This window comes from Fundidesulfovibrio sp. (genome assembly GCF_058402725.1).
This window is the reverse complement of sequence record NZ_JBZVFJ010000342.1, coordinates 1-1,598: the sequence shown is the minus strand read 5'-3', so window position 1 is coordinate 1,598 and position 1,598 is coordinate 1. Positions and strand designations below refer to the sequence as shown.

Below are 1,598 nucleotides of genomic sequence, written 5' to 3'. Positions count from 1 at the left end.
ACCACCCCATGCGCGAGGCCCTGGAGCGCATCGCCCCCCACGTGCGCCGCCTGCTCTCCAAGGCCGACCTGACCGTGACCACCACCCCGGAGCTGCGCCGCATCCTCGCGCCCCTGGCCAGGCGCGTGGCCGTGGTCCCCAACTTCCTGCCCGAGACTCTCTGGGACGCCCCGGCGCCGCCCCGGACGGGCCCCGTGCGGGTGCTCTACGCCGGGTCGCCCACCCACCGGGAGGACCTGGCGCTGGTGATCCCGGCCCTGGAGCAGGCCGGCGAGCGCCACGGCGACGGCGTGGAGTTCGTGTTCATGGGCTGCGCCCCCCGGGGCTTCGAGGGCCAGGAGCTGCCCTTCCAGGACGGCTACGCCGCCTACGCCCGGGCGCTGCGCGAGGCCCGGCCGGACATCGCCCTGGCTCCCCTGGCCGACAACCCCTTCAACCGCTGCAAGAGCGCCGTGAAGTGGCTCGAGTACGCCGCCGCCGGAGCGGCCGGGATCTACGCCGACCTGCCCCCCTATTCACGAGTGCGCCACGGCGTCACCGGGCTCAAGGCCGGGCAGGACCCTGCGGCCTGGGCCAGCGCCCTGGAAACCCTCCTGGCCGCTCCGGCCCTGCGCCGGAGCCTGGCCGAGAACGCCGCGCGCGAGGCGCGCGACGCCTGGGGGTTGGCGCGCGGGGCCGCCCTCTTCCTGGACGCCTGGCAGGGAGCGCGCCGTGAACGCGCCTGAACCCTCCGCCTTCTGGCGCTCCATGCCCCGGGAGGTCCGGACCGGGCTCCTGGCGGCCAGCTGCGGGCAGCGCCGCCTGGGCGGTCTGGCGCGCCAGGCCCTGGCCCGGCCCGAGAGCGTCCGCCTGGGCCTGGACCTGGCCCTGGCCGCCTGGGAGGAGGCCCCCCTGGACGGCGCGGCCGCCGGGTTCATGCTGGAACTGGACGGCCGCATCCCCTTCCTGCCCCCCCACCTGCGCGCCCTTGCCGGGGCCGTGCGCCGGGCCTGGGGCCAGCCCCCGGCAGACGACCCCCTGGCCGCCCTGGCCGGCCGGGGCCTGGGCCGGGAACTCCTTGAGGGCCTGCGGGCGCGGCTGCGCGCCGAACCGGGCAACCTGCTCTGGCGGCGCAACCTCCTGGAGCTGGCCTGCTCACTGGGCCGCCTGGACGCGGCCGAGGAGGCCCTGCGCGCACCCTGGCCCCCGGGCCTGGAGCAGCTCGGCGCGCGCTGCGCCGCCGACCTGGCCTTCCTGCGGGGGGACCACGCCCGGGCCGCCGCACTCTACCGGCCCGCGCTGGCCCTGCGCGCCTCGCGCTTCCGGCTGGGCCGCTGCCTGCTGGGCCAGGGCCTGCGTGAGGAGGCCCTGACCCAGTGGCGCAAGACCCTGGCCCAGGCCCCCTGGCACGCCTCCCTGGCCCTGGCCCTGCACGACGTGCAGGAGGGCCTGGACCTGCCCGGCGAGCCGCCCCCGGGGCGCACGGCGGTGTGCCTCTACACCTGCAACAAGGCCCCGGAGGCGGACCGCGCCCTGGCCTCGACGGCGGACTCCCTGCCGGACGGGGCCTGTCTGCTGGCCCTGGACAACGCCGGCGCGGACGAGACCCCCGAGGTCTT

Annotated in this window: 1 protein-coding gene and 1 pseudogene; both read left to right on the top strand. The window is 77.7% G+C overall.

All coding sequences use genetic code 11. From position 1 onward, the window contains the following. On the top strand, nt 1-725 hold a 725-nt coding region (locus ACV4UX_RS19395; RefSeq protein WP_491594914.1), incomplete at its 5' end, for a glycosyltransferase family protein. Further along, nucleotides 712-1,598: pseudogene (locus ACV4UX_RS19390) on the top strand (hypothetical protein); the annotation flags it as partial. The gene ACV4UX_RS19395 and the pseudogene ACV4UX_RS19390, both read left to right, overlap by 14 nt.